The organism is Rhodococcus ruitaii (assembly GCF_055230935.1).
This window is the reverse complement of the sequence record NZ_JBUYWC010000003.1, coordinates 380,294-406,097: the sequence shown is the minus strand read 5'-3', so window position 1 is coordinate 406,097 and position 25,804 is coordinate 380,294. Positions and strand designations below refer to the sequence as shown.

General features: G+C 65.3%; 20 protein-coding genes. 6 read left to right on the top strand and 14 right to left on the bottom strand.

Annotated features, from left to right (window positions below; all coding sequences use genetic code 11):
- Positions 1-7: 7 nt before the first annotated feature.
- From ACZI8W_RS05105 to ACZI8W_RS05085, 5 genes are all read right to left on the bottom strand, one after another.
- A complete protein-coding gene (locus ACZI8W_RS05105; RefSeq protein WP_463367401.1) occupies positions 8-1,246 on the bottom strand; it encodes a cytochrome P450 in 1,239 nt (412 codons plus the stop codon).
- 5 nt (positions 1,247-1,251) lie between these two features.
- Complete coding sequence (locus ACZI8W_RS05100) at positions 1,252-1,446, bottom strand: ferredoxin (protein ID WP_463367400.1); 195 nt, start codon at positions 1,444-1,446, stop codon at positions 1,252-1,254.
- A 40-nt stretch (positions 1,447-1,486) separates the two neighbouring features.
- On the bottom strand, positions 1,487-3,313 hold the full coding sequence (locus tag ACZI8W_RS05095; RefSeq protein ID WP_463367399.1) for a flavin-containing monooxygenase: 1,827 nt from the start codon (positions 3,311-3,313) through the stop codon (positions 1,487-1,489).
- A 34-nt stretch (positions 3,314-3,347) separates the two neighbouring features.
- The gene (locus ACZI8W_RS05090; RefSeq protein ID WP_463367398.1) at positions 3,348-4,658 is read right to left on the bottom strand and encodes an NtaA/DmoA family FMN-dependent monooxygenase; all 1,311 of its coding nucleotides are present in this window, start codon (positions 4,656-4,658) and stop codon (positions 3,348-3,350) included.
- A 140-nt stretch (positions 4,659-4,798) separates the two neighbouring features.
- Positions 4,799-6,442: an FAD-dependent oxidoreductase gene (locus ACZI8W_RS05085; protein WP_463367397.1), complete on the bottom strand. Its 1,644-nt coding sequence runs from the start codon at positions 6,440-6,442 to the stop codon at positions 4,799-4,801.
- A gap of 124 nt (positions 6,443-6,566) precedes the next feature.
- Here ACZI8W_RS05085 and ACZI8W_RS05080 point away from each other — a divergent pair, with 124 nt between their 5' ends.
- Both ACZI8W_RS05080 and ACZI8W_RS05075 read left to right on the top strand, forming a co-directional pair.
- The gene (locus ACZI8W_RS05080) at positions 6,567-8,192 is read left to right on the top strand and encodes an FAD-dependent oxidoreductase (RefSeq protein WP_463367396.1); all 1,626 of its coding nucleotides are present in this window, start codon (positions 6,567-6,569) and stop codon (positions 8,190-8,192) included.
- On the top strand, positions 8,189-9,772 hold the full coding sequence (locus ACZI8W_RS05075; RefSeq protein WP_463367395.1) for a class I adenylate-forming enzyme family protein: 1,584 nt from the start codon (positions 8,189-8,191) through the stop codon (positions 9,770-9,772). The genes ACZI8W_RS05080 and ACZI8W_RS05075 overlap by 4 nt, the downstream gene beginning before the upstream one ends.
- 27 nt (positions 9,773-9,799) lie before the next feature.
- Here ACZI8W_RS05075 and ACZI8W_RS05070 read toward each other — a convergent pair whose 3' ends face one another.
- A complete protein-coding gene (locus ACZI8W_RS05070; RefSeq protein ID WP_463367394.1) occupies positions 9,800-10,045 on the bottom strand; it encodes a hypothetical protein in 246 nt (81 codons plus the stop codon).
- A gap of 393 nt (positions 10,046-10,438) precedes the next feature.
- Entirely contained in the window at positions 10,439-12,295 is a 1,857-nt protein-coding gene (locus ACZI8W_RS05065; protein WP_463367393.1) for an NAD(P)-binding domain-containing protein, read from the bottom strand.
- A gap of 206 nt (positions 12,296-12,501) precedes the next feature.
- Here ACZI8W_RS05065 and ACZI8W_RS05060 point away from each other — a divergent pair, with 206 nt between their 5' ends.
- Positions 12,502-13,893 carry an alpha/beta hydrolase gene (locus ACZI8W_RS05060; RefSeq protein WP_463367392.1) on the top strand — a complete coding sequence of 464 codons (1,392 nt, stop codon included), beginning with the start codon at positions 12,502-12,504 and terminating at the stop codon, positions 13,891-13,893.
- Positions 13,894-13,896: 3 nt separating this feature from the next.
- Here ACZI8W_RS05060 and ACZI8W_RS05055 read toward each other — a convergent pair whose 3' ends face one another.
- From ACZI8W_RS05055 to ACZI8W_RS05040, 4 genes are all read right to left on the bottom strand, one after another.
- Positions 13,897-14,475, bottom strand: coding sequence for a TetR/AcrR family transcriptional regulator (locus ACZI8W_RS05055; protein WP_463367391.1), 579 nt, complete (start codon positions 14,473-14,475; stop codon positions 13,897-13,899).
- Between the two features lie 34 nt (positions 14,476-14,509).
- Positions 14,510-15,469 (bottom strand): enoyl-CoA hydratase/isomerase family protein, encoded by a 960-nt coding sequence (locus tag ACZI8W_RS05050; protein ID WP_463367390.1) that lies wholly within the window; start codon positions 15,467-15,469, stop codon positions 14,510-14,512.
- Positions 15,470-15,507: 38 nt separating this feature from the next.
- Positions 15,508-17,916 (bottom strand): CaiB/BaiF CoA transferase family protein, encoded by a 2,409-nt coding sequence (locus tag ACZI8W_RS05045; RefSeq protein ID WP_463367389.1) that lies wholly within the window; start codon positions 17,914-17,916, stop codon positions 15,508-15,510.
- Positions 17,917-18,054: 138 nt separating this feature from the next.
- The gene (locus tag ACZI8W_RS05040; protein ID WP_463367388.1) at positions 18,055-19,710 is read right to left on the bottom strand and encodes a bifunctional 3-(3-hydroxy-phenyl)propionate/3-hydroxycinnamic acid hydroxylase; all 1,656 of its coding nucleotides are present in this window, start codon (positions 19,708-19,710) and stop codon (positions 18,055-18,057) included.
- A gap of 155 nt (positions 19,711-19,865) precedes the next feature.
- Between ACZI8W_RS05040 and ACZI8W_RS05035 the strand changes: the two genes are divergently transcribed.
- The gene (locus ACZI8W_RS05035; protein ID WP_463367387.1) at positions 19,866-20,567 is read left to right on the top strand and encodes an IclR family transcriptional regulator; all 702 of its coding nucleotides are present in this window, start codon (positions 19,866-19,868) and stop codon (positions 20,565-20,567) included.
- A gap of 6 nt (positions 20,568-20,573) precedes the next feature.
- On the opposite strand, the gene ACZI8W_RS05030 is transcribed toward ACZI8W_RS05035, so the two are convergent.
- The 3 genes from ACZI8W_RS05030 to ACZI8W_RS05020 all read right to left on the bottom strand — a co-directional run bounded on the left by ACZI8W_RS05030 (position 20,574) and on the right by ACZI8W_RS05020 (position 24,076).
- The gene (locus tag ACZI8W_RS05030; protein WP_463367386.1) at positions 20,574-21,422 is read right to left on the bottom strand and encodes an alpha/beta fold hydrolase; all 849 of its coding nucleotides are present in this window, start codon (positions 21,420-21,422) and stop codon (positions 20,574-20,576) included.
- Positions 21,419-22,411 (bottom strand): 3-carboxyethylcatechol 2,3-dioxygenase, encoded by a 993-nt coding sequence (locus ACZI8W_RS05025; protein WP_463367385.1) that lies wholly within the window; start codon positions 22,409-22,411, stop codon positions 21,419-21,421. The genes ACZI8W_RS05030 and ACZI8W_RS05025 overlap by 4 nt, the downstream gene beginning before the upstream one ends.
- A gap of 186 nt (positions 22,412-22,597) precedes the next feature.
- Positions 22,598-24,076 carry an ATP-binding protein gene (locus ACZI8W_RS05020; protein WP_463367384.1) on the bottom strand — a complete coding sequence of 493 codons (1,479 nt, stop codon included), beginning with the start codon at positions 24,074-24,076 and terminating at the stop codon, positions 22,598-22,600.
- Between the two features lie 161 nt (positions 24,077-24,237).
- Here ACZI8W_RS05020 and ACZI8W_RS05015 point away from each other — a divergent pair, with 161 nt between their 5' ends.
- Together ACZI8W_RS05015 and ACZI8W_RS05010 are read left to right on the top strand one after the other, a co-directional pair.
- Positions 24,238-25,410: an acyl-CoA dehydrogenase family protein gene (locus tag ACZI8W_RS05015; RefSeq protein WP_463367383.1), complete on the top strand. Its 1,173-nt coding sequence runs from the start codon at positions 24,238-24,240 to the stop codon at positions 25,408-25,410.
- A 32-nt stretch (positions 25,411-25,442) separates the two neighbouring features.
- A complete protein-coding gene (locus ACZI8W_RS05010; RefSeq protein WP_463367382.1) occupies positions 25,443-25,802 on the top strand; it encodes a hypothetical protein in 360 nt (119 codons plus the stop codon).
- The last annotated feature ends 2 nt before the right edge of the window (positions 25,803-25,804 follow it).

Sequence of the window (25,804 nt, the reverse complement as noted above, 5' to 3'; positions counted from 1 at the left end):
CCGCCCATTACCAACTCACGGGCAGGGAGTAGACACCGTAGGCGAGCCGGTCGTGCTTGAACTCGATCTGTTCGATCGGGACGGCGAGCCTCAGGGTCGGAATGCGACGAATGAGCGTCGCGAACGCGACCTGAAGCTCGACGCGGGCCAGCTGCTGGCCGATGCATCCGTGCGGGCCGAATCCGAAAGCAAGGTGCTTGTTCGCCACCCGAGCCACATCGAACTGCCTTGGCTCGTCGAACGTCCGCGCATCCCAGCTGCCCGCGGAATAGTCGAGAATGACACCGTCGCCGGCACGGATCACGACGTCGCCGATCTCGATGTCTTCCAGAGCGATCCGGCGCTGCCCGTTGTGCACAATGCTCAGGTACCGCAGGAGTTCCTCGACCGCATTGGCAATAGCCTTGGGATCGTCGTTGTTGCGCAGGAACTCGAGCTGTTCGGGATTCTGCAGAAGCGCCAGGGTGCCGAGTGAAATGATCCCGGCGCTGGTTTCGTGACCGGCCGACAACAGGCCGTTGGCCAGCGCGACACCCTCGTCGATCGTCATCTCGCCGGCACGAATATTGTCGGCGAACTCCGCGATCACTCCCGTCGACTTTTCGGAGGAGGCAAGTCGCTCTTCGATGACCTCACGCATATAGCCGCGCATCGCCGTAAACAGCCGCTCCTGCAGCTCCGGTGTGGCGTAGCGATCCATCGCCGCCGACGCGTGCTCCTGGAAGAAATCGTGATTGTCGTAGGGAACTCCGAGCAGTTCGCAGATCATGAACGACGGAAGCGGAAGGCCGAATGCCGGGACGAGGTCGACCGGGTTCGGCCCGGCGAGCAGGTCGTCGATGAGCTTGTCGGTCACCTGCTGAATCTTCTCGCGTTGCGCTTCGACACGCTTGTACGAGAAGGTGCGTGTCATCATCCGGCGTAGTCGCAGGTGCTCGGGCCCGTCGGTGTTGAAGATGCTGTCGGGCCGCATCGGAGCGATGGCCGCCCGGCCTGCGTTCCAGTGCGGGAAACCCGTCAGGCGATCGTCGGTGCTGATCCGCGGATCCAACGCCAGCATCCGCAATTCGGCATTGCCGGTGACCAACCACGGAGTACTGCCGTCCCAGATGCGGGCACACCGCAGCGGCCGGTTGGCCGCGGAATCGATGAGCGCGGCGGGGACATCGAACGGACAGCGCGCGTCGCGTTCGACGGGGAAGCTCAGAACTTCCTCATCGACGCCGGCAAGGGAATTCTCTGTCATGTCTTTCACTCCTCGAATGCGATGGCGACCGCGGGGCACGACGCCGCTGCCTGACGAACCGAATCCCAGTGTTCCTCGGACGGCTTCGGGTCTATCAGGACCACGACGCCGTCTTCGTCACGCTGGTCGAACACCTCGGGTGCGATCGCGGCGCACTGGCCGGCAGAGACGCATCGCTCTTCGATGATCTCGACTTTCATCGACAATTCACTCCGTAACCGTGACTGGGGGTCAAGGACCCTACGAGAGGGTGACGCCGTCCATTTCTCCGCTGTCTCGCCACCGGGCCAGCAATTCGAAGAACTGGATCGGGCCACCGCCGTAGTTGGCTGCGACGAGTCCGTCGGGGTTACCGCTGTCGCCCTCGTTGTCGAGGTAACTGGGGGTGCAGTCTGCGTAGAAGGCCTGGCCCGGCCCGGCGAGTTCCTTCATGGTGGCGACCCAGCCGTCCTCTGCCTCGAGGTCGGCCTCGATCGTGGTGGCCCCCCGCTCGATGCGCTGCTGGAGCAGGTAGACGAGGTGACGGGCGCGTTCCTCAGCGGTGTGCGTGTAGTTGTTCGCGATACCGGTCTGGGTGTAGCCGAGGAAGAAGCAGTTGGGGAATCCGTTGGACTGCAGGCCGTGGAAGGTGCGCGGTCCGCTCTTCCACTTGTCGCTCAGGTGAATGCCGTCGCGACCGATGATGTCGAATCCGGCGCGGCGAGTGTAGCTGCTGCTGACGTCGTATCCCGTTGCGAAGATCAACGCGTCGACCTTGTATTCCGTGCCGCCGACCACGACCCCGTCACGCGTCAGGCGTTCGATTCCGCGCCCGTCGGTGTCGACGAGCTCGACGTTGTCGCGGTTGAACGTCGGCAGGAACTCGTCGTGGAATCCGACGCGCTTACAGAGCCGCTTGTACCAGGGTTTGAGCGCTTCGGCGGTGGCCTTGTCGGTGACGATGGAGTCGATCCGGGCGCGCACCCGCTCCATCGATCTGTAGTCGGCCTCGAACAGGAACTCGCCGACCTCCTCGGGGGTCATCGGCGCACCGCGGCGTTCGTTCTCCTGCTGAATCGCCGTCTTGGTGACCTCGGATGCCACCCGGGTCCAGCCGTCGTCGACGAGGTCGGTGTGGCTCTCCATGCCCGCCGTGTAGCGAGTGAAGTTCTCCATCCGCTCGCGCTGCCATCCGGGCTCGAGAGTCGCAGCCCAGTCGGGGTCGGTCGGCTTGTTGCCCCGTTCGTCGACGGCGTTCGGCGTCCGTTGGAACACGTAGAGTTGCTCGGCCCATCGACCGAGGTGAGGGACCACCTGCAGGCCGGTCGCACCGGTACCGACGACGCCCACGGACTTGTCGGCCAGCCCGGTCAGCTCACCGGACTCGTCTCCCCCGGTGTAGCCGTAATCCCATCGGCTGGTGTGGAAGGTGTGTCCTTCGAACTCGTTGATGCCGGGAATGCCAGGAAGTTTCGGTCGTACGAGGGAGCCCGGCGAGACCACTACGATCCGGGCGCGGAGGCGGTCGCCGCGGTCGGTGTGCACGATCCAGCGTTCGCTCGCCTCGTCCCAGATCATCTCGGTGACGGTGGTGTGGAAGAGCGCGTCGCGCACGAGGTCGTACTTGTGCGCGATCGTCGTGAGGTGCTCGCGGATCTCGGCTCCGTACGCGTACTTCTGGGTGGGGACGTAGCCGAGTTCTTCGAGGAGCGGCATGTAGATGTAGGATTCGATGTCGCATTGGATGCCCGGATAGCGGTTCCAGTACCAGGTTCCGCCGACACCGCCTGCCCGGTCGAGCAGCCTGATGCCGTCGAGGCCCGCCTCACGCATCCGTGCCGCGGCGATCAGACTGCCGAGGCCGGCCCCAACCATCAGGATCTCGACGTCGTCGGTCACCGGATCGCGCGGGGTCCGTTCGACGTAGGGGTCGTCCTCCCAGTGCGAGAATTCGGCGGTGACCTCGACGAACTGCTCGACGCCGTCACGGCGGAGCCGCTTGGCGCGCTCGTAGGCGTGTTTGGCCCGCACCCAATCCGGATCGAAGCCTTCGGGTTTCGGGCCCGGCGGCGTCAACGTCTCCGGCATGCTCGGTTCCTTTCACCTCTCGGCAGGTTGCTGCTCATGCGAAGCGTTCTCGCAGCGGCCGGTCGTCGGGGGTGGATCGGTAGATCCCGCGGTCGATCATGCGCGGAATCACCTCGTCGATGAAGTCGCGGATCGACGCCGGGCCGACGGGGAACATGAGGTTGAAGCCTCCGACGTTGCCGTCGTGGAACCATGCCTCGAAATCGTCGACGATGTCGTCGTACGAGCCGACGAACTTGCGGTGCTGAGCGCCACCTCGGCCGAGCGACTGCGCCGTGACCTCGCGGACGGTGGCGCCGGGATGCGCCTCGATCCAATCGTAGAGACCCACGTAGTTCCCGAACGTGCTCTTGATGGTCGACTCGACGTCGGCCGGCTTGGGCATCTTCTCGAACGGGAACCGCTCTTCGACGCTGTCGAACGAAATCGGTTCCAACCCGAATTGCACCAGCACCTTCGGTGCGAGGAGCTCCCACGGAACGAACTCGTCCAGGGCGAGCATCTGCTCCTCTGCCTCCTTCGCGGTGCGCGCGACGTAGGGGATGAGGCCGGGGACCGCCGGGACGCCCCCGACGGGGCGCCCCGCATCGGCGAGCGCCTTGTCGAGGTCCTCCCGGTAGGCGGCTGCACGCTCCCTGTTGGATGCGGCCGTGAACACCATGTCGGCGTGGCGCGCGGCGACCTTGATGCCGGGCCCGGAGCCACCGGCCTGCGCGACCAGTGGCCGGCCCTGCCGGCTCGGCGCGACGTTGAGCGGTCCGATGACGCTGAAGGATTCGCCCTTGTGATTGATCGGCGAGGCGTAGTACCGCGTGACGCCGTCGGGGTCGCGACGCACCTCGCGATTCGCCCAGAGGGCTTCGGTCACGTCGAGGAATTCCGTTGCGCGGCGGTACCGTGTCTCGCGGTCGGGGTGGCTGGTCTTGCTGTAGTTCAGCGCGAGTGCGTCGCCGACGGTGGTGACCGCGTTGAGCCCGGCCCGGCCGTCGGACGCCTGGTCGAGCGAGGCGATGAGACGCGCGAGTGTGTAGGGATCGTAGAACGTCGTCGACGCGGTGGCGATGAGTCCGACGTGCTCGGTCTCGCGGGCCATCGCGGTCAGCGCAGTGATCGGCTCGGCGGGCCCGCCGTCGAAGGCGGGTGAGTTCGGCATGCCGGGTACGTCGCCGAGGAAGATCGCGGTGAAGAGACCCTCGTCGCCGAGGTGGCCGTAGGTCATCAGCCGCTCGAACGGGTCGACGAGCGCGGTGCTGGCGTGGTGCTGCTGTTCGTAGGAGGGAGCCCCCATGTGGAGATTGACGTCGTTGCCGACGAGGTTCAGGTGGAGATAGCGCCGAGTCGCCATGGGCCGTCCTTCAGATCAGAGGTGGCATCGAGAGTCGTCCTGTAATCCCAGTCACACGCTATAGATGGATGGTTCGGCAAGTCAATAGACAATGCGTCCATCTTTTGAACGAATGGGCTCGTCTGCGTGTTCACGCGGGTCTACATCGCTTCGGATCGTGCAGGAACCCGGTCCGCGACCGCGGCTCGACCCGCAGCGATTCCCCACACTCCCGCGACCGCAAGTGTGGCACCGGCACCGCCGTAGACCATCCCGCTCGGGTTGGCCATCACGTTGCCCGCGGCATACAACCCCTCGATCACGTCGCCGTCGACATCGAGAACCCGCCCTTCGACGTCGGTGCGGGGCCCACCCTTCGTGCCCAGCGCCGAACTGATCACCTCGACGGCATAGAACGGTGCCGTTTCGACCGGACCCAGTGTGGCACCGGGGGAATCCGGATCGCCCATCCTCCCGCCCGGGAATCGGTCGAACGCACTACTGCCCCGCGAGAAGTCCGGGTCCACGCCGTGCGCCGCGTGGTCGTTGAAGCGCGCGACGGTGTCCGTCACCGCGTCGGTCGGAAGCTCCAGTGCTGCAGCGAGTTCCGATATGGATGACGCCCGGACGACCCACTCCGGAGCCGGAGCCCCCGGGCGAGCGCCGAATACACCGAACCTGTCGACCGTGGACTGGTCGAAGATCATGTACGCCGGGATATTCGGGTAGTCGAGTCGCGACTCGTCGAGATGATGGAAGGCACCACCGAAGGCGTTGTAGTTCGCCGCTTCGTTGGCGAAGCGACGGCCGTAGCGGTTGACCATGATCGAGCCGGGGAGCGCCCGCTCACGCGACGACAGCATCGCAATAGGAGCCCCGTCGCGCCGGGTGCCCGGGCAGGGTACCGACGGCGACCACCACGCCTCACGCATATTGCCCAACCGGGCACCGACTCTCATGGCCATCCGGAGGCCGTCACCGGTGTTCGTCGGCGCACCGATGGGACGCGTCAACGGGCCACGCAAGAAATCGCGCACCAGATCCGGGTCGTACTCGAACCCTCCGGTCGCGAGCACCACCGCGGAGGCTCCAATGGCCTTCACTCCATCGCCGGTCTCCACCTCGACACCGTCGACGACTCCCTCATCGGCGCACAGCCGCAGCGCCCGGGCCCCGGCGTGAACGTCGACCCCGCGCTGGAGGCACGCCTTCAGGAGACCACCGACCAGCGCGCGACCCAGCCCTTCTTCCTCGGCTTCCGCGCGGGCGGCGAGCATCTCGGGCGCAACCACCCCTGTTCCGCCACCGAGTGGCATTTCGGCCAGCACGATGCGTTGGATGTCGCCGGCAATACGGTCGATCCACTCCTCGATCCCGGCGAAGGAGAACAACCCGGGTTCGAGTGTCCGCCCACCGCCGGGCTTCCCGCCGGGATGTTCGGGGTGGTAGTCGGGATATCCCTCGACAAGCTGGAGTCGTAGGTCGGTGTGCTCGTGGAGGAAGTCGACGAATCCGGGGCCGCCAGCAATCAACGCCTCGGCCAACTCGGGCAGGATCATCCCGTTGGACAGGCTCGACAGGTAGGCCATTCCCTCCTCCAGGGAATCCTCGACGCCTTTCTCCGCCGCGACCGGGTTGCCGGGAACCCAGATTCCCGCACCGGACAGTGCGGTGGTGCCGCCGATCAGCTCGGCCTTCTCGAACACCGCTACGTCGACACCCTCGAGCGCGGCGGCGAGCGCTGCGGTGAGGCCGGCGGCTCCCGACCCGAGAACGATGACGTCGTACGTCTCCTGCATTGGCATTCGCCCCACCATCTCGTCTCGCACGTGTTGTATATATTGAACGCCTAGTCTCTATTGATGCACGTTCGCTATGGTAAGCGGGATCACACCACCCCACAAGAGCCCACTCGAACCGGAGGCCGGAGTGTCAGAGCCCGAAACCTACGATGTCATCGTCCTCGGCAGCGGCGCCGCAGGACTCACCGCCGCATTCACTGCAGCACACGCAGGTGCCCGTGTCGCGGTCCTCGAGAAGAACGACCGCGTCGGCGGCACGACCGCCTGGTCCGGAGGGCACGTCTGGATCCCGAACAACCCCTACATGGCAGACATCGGCGCGACGGACAGTGTCGACGACGCGATGACCTACCTGATGTCCCTCGGACGCGGCATCCTCGACGAACGCCTGGCACGTGCCTTCGTGGACGCCGGACCGAAGATGGTGCGCGCACTTGCCGACGACGGCGGAGTCAGGTTCTTCGCCGTGCCCGGCCTACCCGATTACCACCCGTCGAATCCCGGCGGCAAGACCGACGGCGGCCGCACACTCGGGCAGGAACTGTTTGCCTTCCCCACCCTGGGTGAGTGGCAGGACAAGGTCGAGGTGACCCCCTACTACTCGCCCTACCTGCGCATGGACGAGACCGCGATCGGCTGCGCCGTCCCCAAGGCGCCCACCGACGAGGAGAAAGCACACCGCGAGGCCGAAGACCTGCGCGGCATGGGCGGAGGCCTCGTCGGCCACCTCCTGAACGCGTGCCTCCAGGTAGGCGTCACGATCGAGGTGTCCACAGCGGCACACGATCTGATCATCGAGGACGGCCGCGCGGCCGGTGTGGTCGTCGAGACCGCCGACGGAGGCCGGGCCCTCCATGCCACACGCGCTGTCATCCTGGCCACCGGCGGATTCGAGTGGAACGAGGAATACCGCACTGCGTTCCTGCGCGGCCACGTCACGAAACCCGCCTCGATACCCACGAACACCGGCGACGGACTGCGCATGGCGATGCGCGCCGGAGCTGCACTACAGAACATGCGCGAAGCCTGGTGGATCCCCATCACCGAACTCCCCGAGGGCATCAACTCGATGAACCTCGAGATGATCAACGGCGACCGCACCCGGCCACGCAGCATCATGGTGAACCGCACCGGCCGACGCTTCACCAACGAGGCCGTCAGCTACAACTCGGTCGTGGGCGCCTTCCATCAGGAGGACGTCACCGCGTTCCGGTACGCCAACCTTCCCGCGTGGCTGATCTTCGACCACACCTACCTCACCACCTACGGATCGACGGGTCGCCCCTACACGGGCACCACACCCCCGTGGCTGGTGGAGGCGTCCACCCTCCGCGACCTCGCGCTGGCGCTCGGCATCCCCGGCGACGAACTCGAGCGCACCATCGACCAGTGGAACGCGAACGTCGCCGCAGGTAAAGACCCGCACTTCGGCCGAGGCGAGAGCGCCCACGACCGGTGGTGGGGTGATCCTTACAAGAAAGGGAGCATCGAAGGCACGCTCGGACCGATCACGGACGGTCCGTTCTACGCCATGGAATTGACCGCCGGCGTCATCGGCACCAAGGGCGGGCCGAAGGTCGACGAGCACGCCCGCGTCATCGATCTCGACGGCACCGTGATCACCGGGCTGTATGCGGCGGGCAACGTCTCGTCGCCGACCGGCGCGTCGTACGGGGGCCCCGGCGGAACACTCGGCCCCGGAATGACATTCGCCTGGATCGCCGGACGGCACGCAGTCGGTGCAGATCGATGAGCACGTGCGGCTCGATCGTCGAGGCGTGGCGTGAGCGGGTCGCTGCCGGTCCGCACCGCGCGGCGATCCGATACTTCGACGGCACGATCGACGCCGCCACCGCCGAGTCGCTGACCGATGCGCTGGCCACCGAGCTGCAAGCGCGGGGTGTGCGCTCGGGCGACCGGATCGGCATCTATCTACAGAACATCCCGTACTACCCACTTGCCCTGCTGGCCGCGTGGAAGGCCGGCGCAATCGCGGTGCCGCTCAATCCGATGTACCGGGGCGACGAGTTGCGGCGTCTGGTCGAGGATTCCGGCACGACGGGGATCATCGTCGCGCGTGGTACCGACGAGGAGACACGCAACGCGTTGGCGGGAACCCCGGTCCGGTGGTTGATCTCGGCGTCGTCGCGAGATTTCCAGACACGGAACGACCCTCGGGTGTTCACCGAACCGGACCCCGCGCCCTCCCCCGACGGCGACCTCACCACGATCCTCGCTGCACGACGAGGTCAGCGTCCGGCTCGGATCATGCACGACGGCGACGACATCGCCTTCCTCACCTACACCTCCGGCACGACCGGACCGCCCAAAGGCGCGCTGAACACCCACCGCAACTTCCTGTGCGCTGTCGCCGGCTACGCCGACTGGATCCGCCTTGCAGCCGGCGATGTCTCCTACGCGATCGCTCCGATGTTCCACATCACCGGCCTCTCGCTCAACGCCGGGATCGCGCTACTGAACGACGCCACACTGAGCATGAGCGGACGATTCGAGGCATCGGTCGCACTCGACACGATCCGTGAGCACGAGGTCACCACGACGGTCGGCTCGATCACCGCGTTCAATGCGTTCTTCGGCGTCCCCGGTGCGGGCGACCACCATTTCGCGAGTGCGAAGCGCATCTACTCCGGCGGAGCTCCGATCCCACCGGCGACGATCGACGCCTTCCGCGACCGGTTCGGCGTCTACCTCCACAACATCTGGGGGATGACCGAGACGACGGGCGGGGGCATCGCGGTGCCGCCGGGTGTGGCGGCTCCCGTGCACGGGCCGAGTGGCACGCTCTCGGTAGGGGTCGCCACACGCGGCGTCGAAGTCGTCACGGTCGATGCCCAGGGCCGGTCGCAGCCACCCGGGGAGGAGGGCGAACTCGTCGTCGCGGCGCCGCAGGTGATTCCCGGCTACTGGCAGAACGAGGAAGCCACGGTGCACACACTTCCCGGTGGCCGTCTGCATACCGGCGACGTCGCCATCATCGACGACGAGGGCTGGGTCTATCTCGTCGATCGCATCAAGGATCAGATCAACACCTCGGGCTACAAGGTGTGGCCGCGCGAGGTGGAAGACGTGTTGTACGAGCACGCTTCGGTACTCGAGGTCGCGGTGGTGGGGGTGCCCGACAATTACCGAGGTGAAGCGGTGATCGCGTATGTCTCACTGCGAGACGGTAAGAGCACCGACCCGGTCGAACTGGTCGAGTTCGCGGGCGAGCGCCTCGCGGCGTACAAGCGACCCCGCGTGGTCCACGTGCTCGATGCGCTCCCGAAGACCGCGACCGGCAAGATCCAGCGAAGCGCGCTGCGCGACCGGTGAGCGACAGGAGGATCTCTGGCCGAGGGATCAGCGCCGAGGGGTCCTGCGGCTGTAAGGGCGTCGGAGTTCCGGATGGTCGTTGCTCCGCTTCACTGCAGCGACGATCTCGGGATTCGATAGATAGAGTTGCTCGTTTCGGGTCAGCAAATCTGCCGGTTCGAGGATCAGCGTGCCGTCTGACTCTTCCACGATCCGGTACCTCGCAGCGCGGTTCTTCACCTTGCCCAGACTGATCCTGTTGCGACTGTCCAGTTCTGCGTGCAAGTCACTCATCAGAGCCTCATCAAGTCTCGGTCGGTGTAACTGTGCCCATTCGGCACCGCTTCCATACCCTACCCACATGCAGCAGATGATGCAACGACAACATTACCCATTTGCCCATCCGGTTCATGATCGCTAGGGTCTTGCGAGTGGCCACCTTTCGGATCATGGACGAACCCGACGACGCGATGAATGCGCTACATGCATCGAACCCCGAGATGTGCGAGCGCATAGAGGACGCTTTCGATGCACTCACAGCCGATCCGACTAGCCGACGATTCAAGACCAGGTATCTGTCACCTCCCACCCCCGGTCGGTGGGTATACATCGTCTACGCCCCGGCAGGGGGCGAAGACTGGTGCTTTGTGTGGTGGCTGGATCCCACAACAGAAGTGCCGGAGGTCGTCATCGACTATGTCGGTCCGAACGTCTTCGAGTAACCGTCCGCCTACCGGAACAGGGCTCGTCTCGTGTGCGGGTCTCCGGGTCCATCGGCTCGATGCCCTCCTCGATCGCCTTGATCAGCAAGGCCGTGAATCGGGTGTAGAAGCGCGCCATCCGGATGAATCCCGTGCCGAACCAGAGCCCCGGCTGCGCCGATCGGCGCCAGGTGTTTGCGTACTCGCCGTCGGCGGCGCGACCGTACGCCTTGTCGATCTTCGCTGCGGCGGAGCCGAGCACCGGCTTCAGGTGACCCCAGAACTGGTGGTAGCCCGTCGCGAAGACGATCAGCTCGACGTCGCGCATCTCCGATCCGTCGGTGAACACCACCGTAGTGCCGTCCTTGATCTCCGCGACCTCGACACCCTGCTTCAGGCGGACTCGACCATCGGCGATCAACTGGGACGCGCCGATGTCGATCTGGTAACTGTCCTTGCCCGACATGTGCGCGCCGATGATCCCTGTGCCGTCCGGACCCCAGTTGAGCTTGAACCCCTGGGATTCGAGTGCGTCCAGTAGTTCCTTGTCGGCCGCCTTCGCGAGCTGCACGAGTTCCTTGTTGAATTCGTCCACTCGTTCGTTGGGCAGGGCATAGGTCATCTGGTCGGCGAAGTCCGGAGTCAGCGTCATGTCTTCGGTGAACAGCGTCGACCAGTACTTGTGGTAGCTCGGGTAGGTGACGACGTAGGTCGAGGTGCGCTGCACCATCGTGACGTCGGCGTCGTGCTCCCAGAGGTCGTGCGCCAGTTCGTGACCGCTGACCCCCGAGCCGATGACGAGCGTCTTCTTGCCGGCGTAGCGGTCGCCGTCCTGGAATTCGTCGGAGTGCACCGCGACACCGCGGTATTCCTGGAGTCCCTCGATCTCGGGAATGCGCGGCGAACCGAACATACCGCCCGCGACGATGAAGTGGCGCGGGTGCAGGTCGCGGATCGAGCCGTCGCCCAGCTGCACGCGGACGGTCCACCGTTCGGATTCCTCGTCGTAGTGGCCGCCCAGGAACGTCGTGCGCGTCCACACGTTGAGGTCGAGTGTGGTGGCGTACGTTTCGAGCCAGTTCGCGAACTTGTCCTTGGGGGTGTGCGCCGGCCACGTGGCGGGAAGCGGGAGATACGGCAGGTGGTCACCGTAGACCGTGCTGTGCAATGCAAGCGATGCGTAGCGTTTGCGCCACGTGTCGCCGATACGTGCCTCCCGGTCGATCACGAGCGTGTCGACGTCGAGGGCACCCAGCCTCGCCGCGAGAGCCAGGCCGTTGTGGCCGGCACCGAGCACGAGCACGGTGGGGTCGCGATCGTCGAACGACGTCTCGTTGTGCCTGTCGTCGGCCCAGCGCGTGCGGCCCGGGACGACGCCGTAGACCTTCCCTTCGGGGCGACGGTGACGAGTTCCCTCCGGGAATGCTTCGAGCGCTTCGACCTGGGTCTGCAGCGTGAACGCAACGAAGCGCGACCCGTCGCGTACGAGTCGCGCGAATCCGCGATCGATCCGGTCATTGGTCGTGAAGTCGAAGAACCCCATGATGTCGTCGCCGGAGACGAAGGGCTCCTGCTCTGCACTCACAGCGAAGCCGGACGCGCTCCATTCCTTGGTGAGCTCGATCAGACGACCAGCGGTGTGCGCGCCACCTACGGCGTGGTGGAAGTCCCACGGGAAGGCCATGAAGTCGCGCCACGTGGCGTCGGGGTGCAGGCATGCCTCCAGTTCGACCTCCGAGCCCTTCTCGAGCGCAGACGCGAATTCCGCGAGCCAGGCCGTGAAGACCTGTGCCGCATTCGGAGTGTCGCTCTCCGGGGCCGAGGTGCGCCGAGCTTCTGTCATTGGGTGCGACTCCTTCTCGGTGTGATGCTCGATCCGAAGACTTGTGTATTTATCGAACAGTTTGGTTCTATATACACACATATTGGTCGAGTGGGGCGCACCCCGTCAAGGGTTCGGAGCGGAACCTTGTGGCGCCCAACGCGATCAGCTACCGTTTAAGTGCATTTTCTGCACATATCTGTGCACTATATGAGACGGAGGTAGGGATGACGGTCAGCGACTCCCATGACGTGGGGGCCGGGCTGATCGTCCGCACTGTTGCGTCGCCACGCGCTTCGACGAGGCGATTTCTGGTGCTGGTCCTGAGCCGCGACCACTCGAATACCTGCCGCGATCTCGCCGCCGACGGACTGGCGATCGTCGTGGTCCCCGTCCGTTCCGGCAGTGCACTCGACGACAGCGACCGCGCCTTGCAGTGGGCCCGCTCGGTGGCCACCGACCTTTTCGATGCAGACCCGAGCCGCATCGCCGTTCTCGATACACCGGAAACGCAGCCCCGCGCCGCCGAGCTCGCCGAACGAGTACGGGTTCGGAAGGAACCCCCGATCCTCGCCGAGACATTCCACTCCACCGATAACGATCTGCACGCTCGCATCGCGGCACTCCCGGGTTTCGACGGCCTCACCGAGCCCGCCGTCGCAGTCCACCGCAGGGTCGAACCAGGCACACTCGACCAACTCGACCACCTGACACGGTGGGACACCACGAGCATCGACACCATTCGTGCGGCCTACGCCAAGGTCACTCCTCCCCCGACCCCGACGAACGACCGAGTCGAGCGGGTCGACGACATTGTCCCCGGCACCGAGGAGCGACCCGGCGTACCCGTCCGGTGGTACCGGCCGTGCGAGGCCACCGGTCCACTCCCCGCGATCATGTACTTCCACGGCGGCGCCTACATCATGGGTGGGCTCGACGAGAACGACGATCGGCTCGATCTCCTCGCCGCCGACATCGGTTGCGCGGTCGTCTCGGTCGACTACCGTCTGGCACCCGAGAATCCCTACCCCGCAGCGCTCGCCGATGCCGAGCTGGTCTGGCGCCACATCCTCGCGAACGCCGACGCTCTCGGAGTGGACCCGAGCCGTCTCGTCATCGGCGGTGCAAGCGCCGGAGCCGGGCTCGCCACCGCGTTGTGCATCCGGCTCGCCGAGGTGGGCCTGCCCCAGCCCGCGCTCCAGCTCTTGGTCTATCCGATGCTCGACGACCGTGAGCACGGCTCCCTCCGGGCACTCGAGGGCGGTGCCGGACATTGGGGTCTGTGGCGACTCGAGGCCGAACGTCACTCGTGGCGGGCGTATCTCGGCGAACTCCACGGCACAGTCCCCCCGGCAACAGCCGCACCCGGACGAGCGACACCCGACGACGTGCGCGGCACCGCACCCGCATTCATCGGTATCGGCGACGTGGACGCGTTGCTCGACTCCAACCTGCACTATGCCGCGCAACTGTCCCGAGCCGGGACTCCGGTCGAACTCCATGTCTACCCCGGGGTGATCCACGGCGGGTTCGTCGCCCGCCCTCGTACACGACAGACTCAGCGTTTCCTCGACGACGTCCACACCGTCCTGCGCAGGGTCTTCGAGACCGAGAACTGACGTTCAGCGCATCGCGGCCAGCAGCGCGTCCGACATCGCGTCGATCGCGCGTTCACGCTCGATCTCCCACCCCTGGATCAGCCAGAGATGCATGAAGTAGTCGAGCATCGAGTAGAGCATCGCGGCACTGAGACGCAATTGCTCCCTGGTGGCCGACGTCTTGGTGCCCGACCATTCGACGACCAGTTCCTCCATGGTCCGCATGTGTTCTGCGGCGAACTCCGGATCGGCGGCGCGCGCCTCGTGCAGCGTCTTGTAAAGGATCGGCGCCTCCAGATAGAAGTCGACCATCCGCTCGAAGAACTTCCGCACCGAGGCTGCCTGCCCGCGCCCCCAGTTGAAGCCGTCCTGGGTCTGCCACTCGACCATCCGCGCGTCGCGGAGGTTTCGCAGCACTGTCGCCTTGCCGTCGAAGTGCAGGTAGAAGGTTGCTCGCCCGATTCCGGCCCGCTGCACGATGTCGTCGACCGTGGTCGCGAAGTATCCGCGCTCTGCGAACGCATCCAGGGAGGCATCGAGGATACTCTGCCGTGTCAGGTTGCGTTGACGCTCGCGCATGGACAGTCGTGGAGTAGTGCTCATGAGTCGGTGATCCTAACTGTGGCCGCAGCCGTGATCAGGGCCGCAGCCGGGCGGCCTTGCTGAGCCGGAACCCCGGGGGAAAATTCTCGTCGTTCGCCTTCACCGAATTGGTCAGCCCCGCCTCCATCATCTCGGCATCGAGATGGAACTCCTGCTCGTCCGGGCGGACGAGCCGCCCCATGGACTCGACCATACCGGTAAGGAGACTGCCCATGTACTCGCCCTGATGCTGCTTCATCATCCTGAAGAACATCTTCTGGATGACGACGGTGTCGGTCGGGCGGTTGCGTGCACACGCCTTCGCGTACGTCTGTACCTCGTCCTCGAGGTCTTCGCGGGCCACGACCTTGTTGAGGAAGCCGCATTCGTACATCTCGTCGGCGGTGAACGGCCGGCCGGTGAACACCATCTCCTGGAAACGCCGGATCCCCATCGTCATGGCCCACGTCCACATGCGCGGGCCCCAGCCGACGTAGCGGAACGCGGCATGCCCGAACAGTGCGTCGTCGGAGGCGATGACGAGGTCGGCATCGGCAGCCTGGTAGAAGTGCCACCCGTAGCAGTAGCCCTTGACCTCGACGATGCTGATCTTGTTGAACTCCTGCAGACTCCGACAGCCGGACTGGGCGTCGGCGAACCACGGCCCGTAGTTGCCCATGTTGCGGTACGAGTCCTTCGGCGGATAGACGACGTCGGGATCGTCGATCTTGAATTCCTTGAGGCGCTCGGCCGAATCGCCGCCCTCGACACCGGCCATGAAGTCCGGCAGGTCCACTCCGCTTCCGAAATCGTCGCCCTCGGCCCGCACCACCAGGACCTTCACGTCGTCGTCGATGCTCGCTCGATGCAACAGGTCGGCGTAGCGCAGTCGCGCGGCCACGGTGGGCGCGTTCAGGCGGTCGGGCCGGTTGAACGTGATGGTCGCGATCTTCGACGCCGGATCCTTCTCGTAGAGGATGATTTCGTCCGCCGACGGCGGTTCGTTGTTCGACATGTGTGCTCCTCGAGGTCAGTACTGGTTGCCGAGACTTGTCACCGAGCGGGAGCCCGGCCGATCACTCCGTTTTCCTCCAACGCACGCAGGTCGTCGATGGTGACGCCCAACGCCTTCAGTTCGTCCTCGTTGTGTTCCCCGAGCAACGGCGCCGGTCGCTGTGTCAGTCGCTCGGGGAGTCCGGTCATGGTGAATGGCAGGGTGCTCTGCCGGTACCGGCCGGCCACAGGGTGTTCCATGTCCTCGAAGAACTTTCGCGCGATCAGCTGGTCGATCTCGGCCTGGCGGTGTGGCTGCATCATCTTCGCGACCGGAACACCGGCGCTCCACAGCCGGTCGACTATGCGCTCGGAACTTCGGCCTTCGCACCAGGCCTGCAGGAGCTTGTCGATCTCGTCATGATGCTCGAGACGCCCTGCAGCGGACGCGAAGCGGGCGTCCCGGAGTTCCGGAACCTCACTCAGGGCATCGACGAGCGCACCCCACTGGGTGTCGTTCTCGACGGCGAGTGCGATCCAGCTGTCGAGCCGGCCGAACTCGTCGATGTCTCGTGTCCGGTACAGCCCTTGCGGAGCGGCGTCCGGCCCTCGGTTTCCCTGTCTCGTCAGGATCGCCCCGGTCGCGGTGTATTCGACGATCTGCTCGGCGGTGATGCTCAGTGCCGCATCGATCATCGACGCTTCGACGAGCGCGCCCTCACCTGTGGCCGCGCGGTGTTCGAGCGCGAGCAGCAGACCGTACACCGCGTGCATGCCGGCGTTCGGGTCGCCGATGCAGGAGGGTTCGAGTGGGTTTCTGTCCGGGTAACCCGTCATCCAGGTCAGGCCTGCGGCGTCCTCGATCGAGTAGGCGAATGCGGCGATGTCGCGCCAGGGACCGTCGAGCCCGAAGCCCGGCATACGCACCATCACGATGTCGGACCTGATCTCGCGTACCCGCTCGTAGTTCAGTCCGGCCTGATCGAGCACCCGCGGCGTGAAGTTCTCTACGAGCACATCGCAGGTTTCGATGAGACGCTCGAGTAGTGTGCGCCCTTCGTCGGTGGTGAAGTCGATCGTGACGCTCTTCTTGCCGGCATTTCCGCCGAGATGGATGGGTGAACGTTCCCACCACATGTCGACGTCACCCGACACCCCGCCGACGAGCCGACCACCGTCCGGCCGCACCACGGACTCGAGGTGAATGACGTCGGCGCCGAGCAAGGCGAGCAGGTGGGTCGCGGTGGGACCGGCCCAGAAAGCCGTCATGTCGAGCACCCGCAAGCCGGCGAGCGGCAAGGTGCCACTGCTGCTGTCACTGTGTGCGCGCACAGGGCCGAACGGGTCGTGGTGTGCGCCGAGAGCTGGAGACGGTTGCGGCGCAGCCCAGGTGAACGACGACACCTGGAAGGGTTGACGAGGCTGCAGGAACTTCCCGTACGGGTTCTCGACGAATACCGTGCGCGCTTCGAAGTGGTCGAGTGTGGCGACGTTGCTGGGATCTGCGACGGGAGCGTGCGGGATTCGGAAGGCGATCGCCAGTTCTCGGATCTCGTCGACGGTGCGCTCGGCTACCCATTCAGCAATCAGGGGCGCCACCTCTGCCGGACGGGACATGATGGCGTCGTCCTCGATCCATTCCGCGTGGTCCATCATCACGTAGAGGTCTTGACGCTGTTGCAGCGTCCCGCAGGCCATTCCGACCAGACCATCGGCAGCCTGCTGCACGCCCGGGAGCACCAGAGCGCGTTCGGCGCGCCACGGCCGCTCCATCACATCGTGGTAGGTGACGGGGTAATACGTCAGACTCAACACGATCGCCTCGAGCATCGACAGGTCGATTAGGCACCCGCGACCCGTGAGGCGCGAATTCACCCGTCCGGTCAGTGCCCCGATGGCGGTGTAAGTGCCGGTCACGAATTGTCCCACCCGGCCGCCCACCTGGACAGGCGCACGATCGGGCGCGCCACGACCCAGCCCGACGATCGCACCGGACCACGCTTGAAGCGTGAATTCGGTTGCAGCCCTGTCGCTCCACGGGCCTTCGAGTCCGAACGGGCTGATCGATACGATGACGAGGTGCGGGTGGTCGGCTTCCAACCGCTTCGGATGCAGCTCGGCGATGGTCGCGAATGGGGAATCGGCCGACCAGATCACCGCATCGGCGCTTGCCAGCAGCCGCCCGACCTGCATTGCGACGTCTGCGGATTCGGGATCGAGGACAAGGCTTTCCTTGCCGCCCGCCAGGAACTGGAACAGCGGACCGCTCTCCTCGCCCCCGATCTCGGCGCCCGAGCCGGACCAGCGGCGCAACGGGTCGCCTTCCACGGCTTCCACTTTCAGGACCGTGGCACCACCGTCGGCCAGGAGCCTGGTCCCGTAACCGCCGGCGACGCCGACGGACAGATCGACGACGACGAAACCCTCGAGCGGAAGCTCTTCGATCCGACTGTCCTGACCTTTGCACATTCGAGATTCCTCACGCCCGTCGGATCAGCGGCCAACCCAGTTCGCTGGACGATGTGTCTTGTCATTGGACACTGTCCCTCAGCGCAGGTGTCATCGTCAAGCAAATAGTGAGACCATCCAGTGAAATGCTCGCGTTGGTCAGCCTACGGTGGCACCAGAAGAGCTGTCGGCGACGTGCTTCTCCATCCGCAGGGCGCTCAACAGCTGCGCCGACAGCAGGCTCGCATCCTGCGCGATGCCGGCAGCAGCGACGAAACGATCCGGTCGCAGGAACAGGACAGACTCGCGGTGGACGTCGAACCAGGCCTTGAGCTGCCCCGGGTCGCCGACCACGGTCACGTCGTCTCCGTAGGAAGTCTGCCCCACCTGGGCGGCGGGAACGACAGCGACGAGCCGCGCACCGATCTTGCGCCACGCCGCCACGCTGGGCTTGTCGAGCACTGCGGTGGGGTCGTTGTTCCAGCAGAGCACCGCGAACCAGCTTCCGAGCGCCTCGTCGAGCCGGCATCGGCCGTTCTCGGTGACGACCTCGGGCTGAATGAACATCCGGCCGACCGGCGAGTCCTTGCCGGGGAGAGGTACCACCGCCCCGGTCTCGTATCGCGGCATCGGCTTGAACCGCATCTCGAGGATGTAGCGCTTGAGAGTGGGGAGCGCCGACGCCGAGCGAAGCACACGGTCGCGAAGCCAGGCAAGGCGCTTGTCGCGCACCGAGATCACCCGACCGATCGTGGTCGACAGGTCGATCATGGCGCGGGCATGCCCGCGCCGTTCTGCGTCGTAGGTGGTCAGCAAGCCGGGGTCGGCCTGCCCGGAGCACACCGCGGCCAGCTTCCAGCCGAGGTTGACTGCGTCGCGCACACCGCTGTTGTACCCCTGCCCTTGCCAGACGGGCATGAGGTGGGCGGCGTCTCCCGCGATGAAGATGCGTCCGCGGCCGAAGTCGCCCGCAATCCGCGAGTGGTGGGTGTAGACGCGGTAGGCGATGATTTCGGCGTCCTCGGGACGCGGGATGTGCAGGCCGAGGAGTGTGCGCACGAAGCCGATGTCGTCGACCTCGCTGTCGTGCTCGTCGTCCATGAGCATGAACTCGAAGCGCCGGATGCCGTGGGCGATGGAAATGGACGCGTAGGGCCGCTCGGGGTCGGCGCCGACGTAGCTGTTCGGCGAGCCGAGGGGGTCGTGCGCGAGGTCGACAACCAGCCAACGGGTGGACGACGTGACACCGTCGAACGCCGTCCCGATGATGTGGCGGGTTCGGCTCTTGCCGCCGTCGCATCCGACCACGTATCGTGCGCGCACCTCGCGAGGTGCGTCCCGGTCGCCGAGTTCGACGACGACACCGTCCCCATCTTCCCGCAGGGACTGCATCGGGTTGGACCAGCACACCTCGACGGTGTCGAAACGTGCGAGGCCTTCGAGGAGTTCGGCATCGACGAGTGGCTGGACGAATCCGTTGCGCCGCGGCCAGCCGAACTGCGCCTGACTCGGCGCCATCTCCGCGAGAAGCTCACCGCCACCGTTGACGAATCGCAGGATCTGATTCGGAATGAGGTGCTGTTCAACGTTTTCTGCTAGACCGATGCCCTGAAAGGCACGCATGGACTCATCGTCCAGTCCCACGCCACGCGGGTAGTCGATGAGGACGTCTCGCTCCTCCGCGATCAGAACCTGCAGGCCTCGGGCCCCCAGGATGTTCGCCAAGGTGAGCCCCACGGGCCCGGCTCCCACGATGAGCACATCGACGGCAGCAGACTCCGAAGCGGATCGTTCTCGACCGTCGGTCACGGGCATTCCCCTTGCGTCAGTGTGTGTATTTATCGAACACCGAGCTTCTATATACACACGTACTATGTCGAACGCGGAGCTATAGTGTCAACACCGCTACCGCAGCCGAAGTGCATATAATGAGCGTCATGTTGCACTTTTCGCTCACGGGCATGCACTGAATGCCGACGTCGAACGGGCGCCAGCAGCCTGCACCCCAGGTCGGAAGCCGGACACTGGCCCGCGGACTCACCGCGCTGCTCGCCGTCGTGGACTCCCCCGACGGCATGACCGTTCAGCGCCTCGCTGCCGAACTGGACGTCCACCGCTCGATCGCGTACCGAATCCTGCAGACATTGCGCGACTTCGGCTTCGTGACGCACGGATCCGACGGCAGCTACCGCCCCGGAGCGCTCCTCGCAGCCCTCTCGACGTCCTACCTACCGGCGCTGCGCGAGATCGCCACCCCGGTGATGCGGCGCCTCGCCGACCAGGCCGGGTGCACCGTGCACCTGTTCGTCGTCGAGGGCGAGGAAGCAGTCTCGATCGAGGTGGTGGAGCCCGTGACGGTGCTCCAGCACATCGCTTTCCGCGCCGGAATGCGGACGCCGCTGGACCGCGGCGCCGCCGGGTACGCGCTACTGGCAGCGGGCCCGGCGCTTCCGGGCGAGCCCGAGTCGGTCGTCGAGGCACGGCGCCGTGGATACGCCACGAGCTCGGGTGAGGTCGAGTCCGGTGCCTACGCGGTCGCGGCCCCGATCGCGAACTCACACCCCGCGGCGTGCCTGACGCTCATGAGCCATCGCGAAAACCAGCTGTCCACGGCTGCGCCGGAGGTCGTGCGGTCGGCACAGGAGATCGCATCGGCAGTGCTCGAGGGCTGAGCACCGTCATGCGTCGCCGCAGAGAAAACCGATCACTGCCTTGTCGCAGATCTCCTGCTGCTCCCACTGCGGCCAGTGTCCAGCTCCGTCGATGAAGAGGAACCGCCCGTTCGGCATCTTGTCGGCCATGTCCATACCCGCCCCCGCAGGTCCGGACGGGTCGTCGCTGGTCCAGATCACCAGTGCGGGTGCCGTCACTGCGGCCAGGTCGACGTCGGTGACCATGTTGCGCCGCCGCACATCGGGATCCTGCAGGCACAGGACGTGCCGCATCGACTCGGCGAACCCGGGTCGCGAATAGATCGCGCGTCGGCACCCGACGAGTTCGTCTGTGACACTCGACGGGTCGGCCATGAGCCACTCGAGACGCGCCCGGATGCGTTCCTCCGAAGGGTCGTCGGCGGCGGCCTGGCTCAAGTCCCTGATCCGCGCCATCACCTCCGGGGCAGCCATGGTCCCGCCGGGCGTGTTGAGCACGACACGGTCCAGTCGTTCGGGGTGCTCAACAGCGAATTTGATTGCCACCCAACCACCGAGCGACTCGCCGGACAGGTGCACGCGCTCCAGATCCAGATCATCGAGTAGCGCAGCGAGATGCCCGACGTAGGTGTCGATCTCGAGATCGCGCTCGGTCGGGGTGGTGTAGCCCTGCCCGGGGAAGTCGTAGGCGACGACGGTGAAATGTTCGGAGAGCGCAGGAATGTTTCGCGAGAATGCTTCCAGATGCCCGCCCGTGCCGTGCATGAGCACCAGCGCAGGCCCGGAGCCCGCGCGCAGCACGCGGGTCCGCCATCCGTCGATCGCGCGGTACTCGATCGTGTGCGCCACCGTGCCGAGGTCGTCCCAGATCGTCATTGCGCAGCCAACTCCTTCGGTAGTGCAGTGACCTTCGGTAGTGCAGTGGCCTTCGGTAGTGCAGTGGTGACGGCGAATCCGGCAAACCACTCTTTGATCGGGCGGTAGTAACGACGTGTCATCTCGTAGTCGCCCTGCGTGGACAACGCGCCGTAGGCGGCGATCCAGGTGCGTATCTCGTGGGCGGAATGGCCACCCTCCTCGACGAACCAGTCGGTCGATCTCTCATCGAACGCAGTGGTGTCGCCCGACTCGAACGCGTCGAGCACAAAGGTGTCGAACTCGGGGTTGAGGTCGTGAAAATCGGTTGCTCCCGACGCAAACTCACCCGCCGCCGCGACCGTGCGAGATTCCCGCACCCGACGCTGCTCGGCCGTGGGATTGCGCCCGTGGATAATTCGTTCGGCCACGTCCGGCGTAGCGTTTTCCATGCGGGGCACCGGCGGGTCGTGCGAGAGGCCGCCCGACCCGACGATCAGCACTCGCTTCCCTGACTCCGCCAGCGCTCGTCCTGCAGCCTCCCCCAGCAGACGCGCTCGGCTTGCGGGGCCGAGCGGCTCGGCCACACAGTTGATGAACACCGGTACCAGGGGCGGAAGCTTGTCCACAGAACCGAACAGGAACAGCAGCGGCTGAACGAAGCCGTGGTCGACCTGCATCGCCTCGGACAGCGCCACATCGATGCCCGACTCGAGTGCGTGCCGCGCAAGGGTATAGGCGGCGTCGCGGTCGACGGGTAGCGGACCCTTCGGCAACCCGTAGTCGCCCACGGATGTGGCTGCCGCACCCACGCAGAACGACGGCATCAGCTCGTACAGGAATCCGTTGTAGTGGTCAGGGGCGAAGACCAGCACGAGTTCGGGATCGAATTCCTCCACAAAGGCGCGTGCCCCTGTGAGCTGGGCGTGCACCTCGTCCGCAATGTCCGCCGCAGGGTCGTGCAGCCCGATCAGCGGCGAGTGCGACGAAGCGCAGAGGGCAAGCGGCATGGTCACTCCGTTCATCGGCCGAGCAAGCCGCGGTGTTGCGTTATTTACACATCACCTCTCGGTATCTACACGCGAGACAGTAACACTCGCCCCCCGGAGGTTCAACGAAGTCCGCCCCGCAGCCGCCATCCCCTCCTGAACGAATGGCACACCGGGTTCGATCATCGAGACGAAGGGCACATTCGCTCACCGGGAGAAGGAACTGACCGGCAGACGCAACCGCACCTCGGTACCGCAGGGTGCGTTCGACGAGAATCGAATGTCGCCGCCGTGCCGTTCGACGATGTGCTCCGAGAGAATCAAGCCGATCCCGGACCCGTCCTGTTTCGCCGAGAACACCCCCGACGTGAGGCGGTTCTCGGGTGCACGCGCCATACCCCGACCCCGATCCGTCACGGAGACACAGGCCCACTCCCCGTCGCGCGACGTACTCACCGTCAGTTCCTTGACCTCGGTGGTCGGCAGCATGATCTCGTCGATCGCATTGAAGCACAGGTTGATGATCACCTGTCCGATCAGCACACTCTCGCCCTGAACCGGCAGGAGATCGGTCGTCGGATGCACATCGACGCGGATGCCGAGCTCGGCCGCACGCAACCGCACGAAATACAGGCTCTCGTCGACCACCTCGTTGAGATCCAGTGCGGTCATTGTCGATTCGATACGTCGCACATACCGTTTGACAGATGCCACGATCTCCGCGGCGCGGCTCAATTGTCTCTCTGCCATATCCAATCCGTACGACAGCTGCTCGCGGTCGAGGGTTCCTCCCGCGACACGCGCCTTCAGTCCGCCCAGGTAGTTCGACGACGCGGCGAGGGGCTGACCGAGCTCGTGGGCCAGAATCATCGCCATGTCGCCCATCGCGTTGTAGCGGCTCAGATACTGGAGGTTCGCCTCCTGGTACTCGTGCCGCAGTTCCAGTTCGACGCGTTCGGTGACGTCGCGGAAGGCCAGCACACGCGAGACGATGCCGTCGTGCACGACGTCCTCTAGCTCACCGGCCAGCCACGCGACACTCCCGCCCGCTTTCGCGATCCTCTGCGTGATCTTGACGGATCCGTTACGGGACGCGAGTTTGGCCACCACCTGTTCGGAGTTCAGCGCTGGGTCGCACCGGCCCAGGTCTTCGAGATGGACGCCCGTCAGCCGATCGGGGGTGGAATCGAACAGTCGCGCGGCGAGCGGAGAGATATCTTCGATGCAATTGTCCTCGTCGAGCACCAGAATCCCTGCCGATGTGTGTGTCATGATCCGCTGCAGCGACTGCGACACCCAACTGAGTTCCTGCTGGATTTCAACCTCCTCCGAGATGTTGCGGAACTCGACCATCACCACCGGACCGTCCTGGAATTGCATGAGCGACGCGGTGGCATCGGTGAGGAAGTCGACGCCGGCCTTGGTCCGGTATTTCCACTGCCGGCGACTCGACCCGTGGACGACGGCGGACTGCAGCCACGCGACACCGAGCGCTCGCCGGTACTGCCGTTCCTGGCTGCTCATGTGGTGCGCCTTGAGCGGGCGCAACTCCTCGAGCGTGAATCCGAACATTCGACAGGCTGCAGGATTAGCCCACAGGATGTTCTTCGACGCGGCCTCGTGGATCAGGATTCCCGTCCGCGTGTGTTCCGCCATCGCTTGAAAGTCGCGCCGGGTCGGGAACATCGATCAGCACCTCCGAAACGGGACGACCCATCATGGAACGCCGCCGGTCACAACCGCCATCGGTAATTACTTTATGACCTCGGGAGAAAACCCCGATACCGCCGTAGCCGACTCGTCCATAGCGTGTTCATCAGCGCGAACACGTAGCGAACGGAGACGACATGACGATCCCCAGCACCACCGAACGGATCGCGGCCGAGCCTGTCGGCACGGCCCGGGAACGTGCGTTCGACGATGCACTCGAGACCCTGCGCGACCGACGCGACGAGTTCAACCAACAGCACTTCGTCCCGCCCGAGTACATCGCCCAGCTCAAACGCGCAGGGATCTATCGGGCATCGACGCCGGTGCAGTTCGGCGGTGAACCGATGGATCCGTCGTCGTTCATGAAACTCGTCGAGCGGATCTCCGCGGTCGACCCTGCCACGGGCTGGGTCGCGAGTTTCGGATCATCGCTGGTGTACTTCTCTGCTCTGCCGGTTGCAACGCAGGCGAAGATCTACGCCGACGGACCCGACCTCGCCTATGCCGGTGGCCTGTTCCCAATGCAGGAAGCCGAGAAGGTGGAGGGCGGTTACCTGTGCAGCGGGCTCTGGCAGTTCGCCAGCGGGTGCCGCGGCGCCGACATTCTCGGCATCGGCCTCGCCGGGGGCCCGGAGACCAACGGCATGCCTCTCACAGCACTGGTGGATCCGGCCGACGTCGAAATCGTGGAGAACTGGGATGTGGCCGGAATGAAGGCCACCGGCTCCCACGCCGTCCGCGCAGAGCAGCTCTTCGTGCCCGAAGAGATGACCTTCGTGCGTGGCGGAGTGCCACAGGTGGACGAACCGATCACCCGCTACCCGATGCTCCCGTACGCGGCGCAGGTCCTTGCCGTGGTGACGCTCGGGGCGGCTCGCGGCGCCCTCGACTATGTACGTGAGGTGGGTTCGGCCCGTTCCAGCATCACCGGCGGCACAGCCAAGGGGAACCGCCCCGCATACAAGTCGGGCCTCGCGAAAGCCGAGGCCGATCTGCGCTCGGCGCGGGCATTCTTCTACGAGGTCACCGACGAGGTCTGGGAGCTCGCCGTATCGGGCGCCACCATCACCGACGAACACAAGGCATTGCTCCGATTGGGTGCGACCCAGGCTGCGCATGTAGGCCGCGCTGTAGTGCTCGCCGCATTCGATCTCGCGGGCACCGGCGCGATCTACGAGAGCCATCCACTCCAGAGATACCTTCAGGACGCGCTCGTTCCAGCCCAGCACGCGATGCTCCAGACCAACACCTTCGAGGCCGCCGGTTCGATCCTGCTCGGGCTCGACGCCGGTATCCCCAGTTTCCCCTGACCGGGCTCGCACCCAACCGAAAGGACGCCGTCATGGCCGAACCGCTGCGCACCCTGTTCTGCATCGGCAACAACCAGAACTTCTTCGATCTGCCCAAGGCGGAGATCGGCCCGGTCTGGGTCGGCATTTCCACCATGCTGTCGGACCTGAAAAACATGGACGGCATCGACATCATCGGCACGTTCGATGACGACGCCCACATGGTCGGGCCGTCCGATGGGTGGCCGTGGACCTGCTACGTCCTTGCCGATGTGCGGGACCAAGAAACGGTGAAAAATGCCTGCAACCTGCTGCGCACCACCATGATCGGCGAATACGCACTGTGGAAGTACTTCAAGATCGAAGCGCGGATGGGTCGTGAGCTGACCATTCGGGACGACGTGGAATCGTGATC

Excerpts from the sequence above, each read along its gene's own strand:
- ACZI8W_RS05105 (WP_463367401.1), bottom strand. The coding sequence starts at position 1,246 with ATGACAGAGAATTCCCTTGCCGGCGTCGATGAGGAAGTTCTGAGCTTC.
- ACZI8W_RS05100 (WP_463367400.1), bottom strand. The coding sequence starts at position 1,446 with ATGAAAGTCGAGATCATCGAAGAGCGATGCGTCTCTGCCGGCCAGTGC.
- ACZI8W_RS05095 (WP_463367399.1), bottom strand. The coding sequence starts at position 3,313 with ATGCCGGAGACGTTGACGCCGCCGGGCCCGAAACCCGAAGGCTTCGAT.
- ACZI8W_RS05090 (WP_463367398.1), bottom strand. The coding sequence starts at position 4,658 with ATGGCGACTCGGCGCTATCTCCACCTGAACCTCGTCGGCAACGACGTC.
- ACZI8W_RS05085 (WP_463367397.1), bottom strand. The coding sequence starts at position 6,442 with ATGCCAATGCAGGAGACGTACGACGTCATCGTTCTCGGGTCGGGAGCC.
- ACZI8W_RS05075 (WP_463367395.1), top strand. The coding sequence starts at position 8,189 with ATGAGCACGTGCGGCTCGATCGTCGAGGCGTGGCGTGAGCGGGTCGCT.
- ACZI8W_RS05070 (WP_463367394.1), bottom strand. The coding sequence starts at position 10,045 with ATGAGTGACTTGCACGCAGAACTGGACAGTCGCAACAGGATCAGTCTG.
- ACZI8W_RS05065 (WP_463367393.1), bottom strand. The coding sequence starts at position 12,295 with ATGACAGAAGCTCGGCGCACCTCGGCCCCGGAGAGCGACACTCCGAAT.
- ACZI8W_RS05060 (WP_463367392.1), top strand. The coding sequence starts at position 12,502 with ATGACGGTCAGCGACTCCCATGACGTGGGGGCCGGGCTGATCGTCCGC.
- ACZI8W_RS05055 (WP_463367391.1), bottom strand. The coding sequence starts at position 14,475 with ATGAGCACTACTCCACGACTGTCCATGCGCGAGCGTCAACGCAACCTG.
- ACZI8W_RS05050 (WP_463367390.1), bottom strand. The coding sequence starts at position 15,469 with ATGTCGAACAACGAACCGCCGTCGGCGGACGAAATCATCCTCTACGAG.
- ACZI8W_RS05045 (WP_463367389.1), bottom strand. The coding sequence starts at position 17,916 with ATGTGCAAAGGTCAGGACAGTCGGATCGAAGAGCTTCCGCTCGAGGGT.
- ACZI8W_RS05040 (WP_463367388.1), bottom strand. The coding sequence starts at position 19,710 with ATGCCCGTGACCGACGGTCGAGAACGATCCGCTTCGGAGTCTGCTGCC.
- ACZI8W_RS05035 (WP_463367387.1), top strand. The coding sequence starts at position 19,866 with ATGCCGACGTCGAACGGGCGCCAGCAGCCTGCACCCCAGGTCGGAAGC.
- ACZI8W_RS05030 (WP_463367386.1), bottom strand. The coding sequence starts at position 21,422 with ATGACGATCTGGGACGACCTCGGCACGGTGGCGCACACGATCGAGTAC.
- ACZI8W_RS05025 (WP_463367385.1), bottom strand. The coding sequence starts at position 22,411 with ATGCCGCTTGCCCTCTGCGCTTCGTCGCACTCGCCGCTGATCGGGCTG.
- ACZI8W_RS05020 (WP_463367384.1), bottom strand. The coding sequence starts at position 24,076 with ATGTTCCCGACCCGGCGCGACTTTCAAGCGATGGCGGAACACACGCGG.
- ACZI8W_RS05015 (WP_463367383.1), top strand. The coding sequence starts at position 24,238 with ATGACGATCCCCAGCACCACCGAACGGATCGCGGCCGAGCCTGTCGGC.
- ACZI8W_RS05010 (WP_463367382.1), top strand. The coding sequence starts at position 25,443 with ATGGCCGAACCGCTGCGCACCCTGTTCTGCATCGGCAACAACCAGAAC.